Below are 4,242 nucleotides of genomic sequence, written 5' to 3'. Positions count from 1 at the left end.
GGTGTAGGCCCCGAGGATGGCGGTCAGTGCGGTGCCGTCGGCGGGCAGGTCGATTCCGATGAGCGCCGCCAGTGCGTCGCGGTCGGCCTGGTGGCGCACCGAGACGACGCACCATTCGTCATCCCCGGCGCACGGGCAGACCGCGTGCACGGCCGGATCCTCGGTGAGCGGCAGACCGGCCTGCGCCGCAGCCTCGGCGACATATGCCACAGCAAGTTGATTGACCGCGACCTCGGCCTGCGAGATGTGCACGTGCGCACCGGTTCCGGTGCGTTCCCGGCGAATCAATGCGGCGAGGGTGGCGATCGCGGTGATCCTGGCTGCCACGTGATCGGGGAAGATCGTGGTCGCATCGAAAAACTGCGAGAATTGGTCCTTCTCGGCGCCCACGCCCCGCCACAACCGCGTGACGCCGGTGGTGGCACGCACCAGTGGGCCGTAACCCATCCGGTCGCTCCATGGGCCGGTGTCCCCGAAGGCGCTGCTCTCGGCCAGCACCACCGTGGGATTCAACCTCCGCAGCGCGTCGTAGGAGAAGCCCAGTGCAGCAAGTGTTCCCGGCTTGAAGTTGGCGAACACCGCATCGGTCCTGCCCACCAGCCTGCCGAAGATCTCGGCACCTTCGGGCCGGCGCAGGTCCACCCCGAAGCTCAGTTCGTTGCGGTGGGTCAGCGCCCAGGACGAACTCATCGCCTGCCCCGGTGCGGTCTGGCGCAGCCCGTCGGGGTAGGCGGCGCTCTCCACCTTGACGACCCTGGCTCCCAGGTCGGCGAACAACCGGCCGAGTTCACCGCCGGCGACGATCACCCCGAGATCCAGGATCCGCAGTCCGTCGAACGGTCGCCGCCMGTTCTTGCGCGGCCGGCCCAGTGCGTTGGTCGGGCCCAGCCACTCCGGGGCCGCGCCCTCGGCCGGCGGGGCGGTCATACCGCGGTGGGCGCCGTCGACGACGAACGGGCCGACCGGCACCGTCACGGTGCCGCCCCCGGCCACCGGCAACGGTGCCAGGGCGCCCACGGCGCGGAAGTGGTCGGAGGCCAGCGCTTCGGCCGGCGTCTGCACCGCGGCGATCGGCACGCCCCGCGACTGTCCCTGCGCCACCAGATCGGCCATGGACTCGGCGGCGAACAATGCCCCGATCGCCGCGTTCAGCTGTGTGGATGCGGCGAATCGCGCCGCGATCGAATCGAATTCGGGCCCGCTGAACTCCTCGGGTTCACCGAGCCAGGCCCGCATCCCGCGCCATTGCCGCGCCGAGAGCAGACAGATGCGCACGTACCCGTCGCGGCACGGGAACGTCGGGTAGATCTGCTGGTTGCGCGGGCGGCCGCGCCAACCGCCGGAGCGCTTCAGCCCGGACGCGGCCTGTCCCTGCGACCCGAACGGCGGATCGAGGGCCTGCACCACGGCCTCGAACCGGGAGAAGTCGATGTAGTCACCGCCGCCGTGACGCAGCCGGTGGTAGTAGGCGGCCAGCACCGCCCACGCCGCCTGCGCCGCGGCCGTGGCCGACGCGATACCGATCGGCGGCAGCACCGGTGTCCCGGTGGCCGGGCCGGACCGCGACAGCGCGGTGGACATCGCGTAGAACACCGCGTCGGTGCCCAGCCAGGACCGATAGGGGCCGTCTGCGCCGAAATCGGTGACCGACAGCGCCACCAGGTCGGGATGACGGTCGGCGAGGTCGGCGCAGGAGGTGCCGAAAGCACCGGTCAGGCGATTCCCGTCGGCCACGAGGATGTCGGCGCCGGCGACCAGTTCGTCGAACCGGCGCCGGTCGGCCTCTTCGGCCGGATCCAGCGTCGCGCAGCGCTTGTTGGCATTGTCCAAGGTGAACGGCACGCTGGTGGCACCCACCAGCGGCGCGGTGTGCCGGTCGCGGTCGTCGCCGGGCAGCGCGATCTTGAGCACATCGGCACCCAGATCGGCCAGCAGCCGGGTGATCGCCGCGCCATCGGCACCCGTGAGGTCGAGCACCCGCACGCCACCCAACAGGGGCCCCTGCGCCGTCACCGCATCATCCTCAGCACGCTCGACACCATAGCGTGTCAGTTCGCTAACTTAGGTAGACAACCACGGCACGTACACTTACAGACAATGTCTGACGCCGCCGCGGTGGCTGCACCGCTCGAAATGCCTGCCCATCCCCTGGTTGGGCAGCTGTCGGCGTTGCACCATTTCCGGGTCTACGTCGATGTGGGCATCGTCGTGGTGGTGCTCGCGCTCACCAATCTGGTGGCACATTTCACCACGCCGTGGGCCAATGTCGTGATCGTGCCCGCCGCCGCGGTCGGCCTGGTGATCCTGGTGCGCTCCCGCGGGCTGGGCTGGTCCGAACTCGGTCTGGGCCGGGAGCAGTGGCGCTCGGGTGCCGGCTACGCCGCCGTCGTCGTGGGAATCGTGCTGATGGTCATCGCGATCGGCGCGCTGCTGCCGTGGACGCGCCCGATGTTCATGAACAACCACTACGCGACGCTGTCGGGCGCACTGATCGCCTCGATGGTGATCATCCCGCTGCAGACGGTCATTCCGGAGGAACTGGCCTTCCGCGGTGTGCTGCACGGTGCGCTCGACCGCGCCTGGGGGGTCCGCGGTGTGGCCGCCGCCGGCTCACTGTTGTTCGGCCTGTGGCACATCGCCAGCTCGTTCGGACTCACCAGCGGCAATGTCGGGTTCTCCCGCATCCTCGGTGGCGGTGTTTTCGGCATGGTGGCCGGTGTCGTCGGCGCGGTGATCGCCACGGCCGCGGCCGGATTCGTGTTCACCTGGTTGCGGCGGCGCAGTGGCAGTCTGCTCGCGCCGATCGCGCTGCACTGGTCATTGAACGGCATGGGCGCACTGGCCGCCGCGCTCGTGTGGCACGCGTCCACCTGAGCGCGGCGCCAATGTGCCGGTAGCCGCTAGACCTTCTTCCTGGTCACCAGGCCCACAATCCACAACAGGATCACCGAGCCCAGCACCGCGGTGAACAGCGTGAACCACCAGCCGCCGCCCGCGGTGTCCAGGAAGAAGCTGAGCAGGAAACCACCGATCAACGCACCCACGATGCCGATGACGATGTTCATCAAGATGCCGGATCCACCGCCCTTGACGATCTTTCCGGCGATCCACCCGGCGATGGCGCCGATGATGATGTAACCGATCCAGCCCACGCTTGTCTGCGTGGAGGAGCGGGCGAGAAACTCCGTAGCGGCCAGCATGTCCATCAGTGAACTCCTGCCTAGGTGACCCGTGTGCGGGACTCCCGACCGTGCGGCCGGGATGTCATCCGGTGTACCCGGCCCGGGTAACGATCATGCCCAAGAAATGGGCACGATCGTCCATCGCCGCCACGACCATGACAACGCAATGTCGCCCTGAGGGAGCCGCTGCGGATATGTATCCGCGCTGCGGCGCTCAGGGCGACATGGCGACGGTCGTGGCGACTAGGCCGGCAGCATCCCGGGGGCGCTGTTCGGATCGACCGGGACCGGAACACCGACTCCGGGCCGCGGCGGCGGCGCGTTGGGGTCGGGCGGAGGTGCGTTCGGGTCCGGCGGCGGCGGGGGTGCATTCGGGTCCGGCGGCGGCGGCGGGGGCGGCGGGCTCCACGGCTTGATCGACTGGGCCAGCGCCGTCGCAGCAGCCTTGTCCACCGGGTTGTTGGCGGTACCGAGCCACACCACGAACCAGCGCTCGGGTGCGCGCTGGCCGCGTGCGGCCGCCGCGGGCGCACCGACCACACCGGCCCAGATCTGGCCGGTCGGCTTGGTGGTGTCTGTGAACTTCACCTCGTAGTAGGACGCGGTGCCGGTGAGATCGCCCGCTGTCAGCGGTGTGGTCTCCTGGCCGAGGCGGGTCCCCGGGAACGGCATGAAGAACTCGCCCATATCGGAGGCCAGACGGGCGGCCGCCTTGGCGTTGTCGGCTTCGGAACCGGCGAAGAGCTTCATGTCGAGCCGACCCAGCAGCACGCTGGTGTCGTTCGGCGGCTGTTCGGTTCCCGGCGGCGGGATCTTGGTCAGCAGCGCCTGGCCGTAGGACAGCTGGGTGGCGTCGGCCACCTTCCACCCCTCGGGCAGCAGGTAACTGAAGCCGCCGGGAGCGTTGTTGACGCGGCCCGGCTCCGGAGCCGGTGGCGGCGGCGGAGCGTTCGGATCGACGGGCGGTGCGTTCGGGTCGGCCGGTGGGGGCGGCACGCCCGGAGGCAGGGGTGCACCCGGGGGCAGCGGGGCGGCCGGCGGCACGGGGGCGCCGGGCGGC

General features: G+C 70.1%; 4 protein-coding genes. 1 reads left to right on the top strand and 3 read right to left on the bottom strand.

All coding sequences use genetic code 11. The features are described from left to right. Positions 1-2,013 (bottom strand): CoA transferase (locus AC1DTF_RS32135; protein WP_477477006.1); only part of this gene is annotated, 2,013 nt, incomplete at its 3' end. An 84-nt stretch (positions 2,014-2,097) separates the two neighbouring features. Between AC1DTF_RS32135 and AC1DTF_RS32130 the strand changes: the two genes are divergently transcribed. Then, positions 2,098-2,874 (top strand): lysostaphin resistance A-like protein, encoded by a 777-nt coding sequence (locus AC1DTF_RS32130; protein ID WP_477477005.1) that lies wholly within the window; start codon positions 2,098-2,100, stop codon positions 2,872-2,874. 26 nt (positions 2,875-2,900) lie between these two features. Here the strand turns inward: AC1DTF_RS32130 and AC1DTF_RS32125 are convergent, their stop codons facing one another. Beyond that, positions 2,901-3,206 carry a GlsB/YeaQ/YmgE family stress response membrane protein gene (locus AC1DTF_RS32125; RefSeq protein WP_057166042.1) on the bottom strand — a complete coding sequence of 102 codons (306 nt, stop codon included), beginning with the start codon at positions 3,204-3,206 and terminating at the stop codon, positions 2,901-2,903. A 219-nt stretch (positions 3,207-3,425) separates the two neighbouring features. Then, the coding region (locus AC1DTF_RS32120) for an APA family fibronectin-binding glycoprotein (RefSeq protein ID WP_477477004.1) at positions 3,426-4,242 on the bottom strand (817 nt) is incomplete at its 5' end.

The organism is Mycobacterium sp. P4_H6, from assembly GCF_056400845.1.
This window is presented reverse-complemented; position numbering and strand designations above follow the sequence as displayed.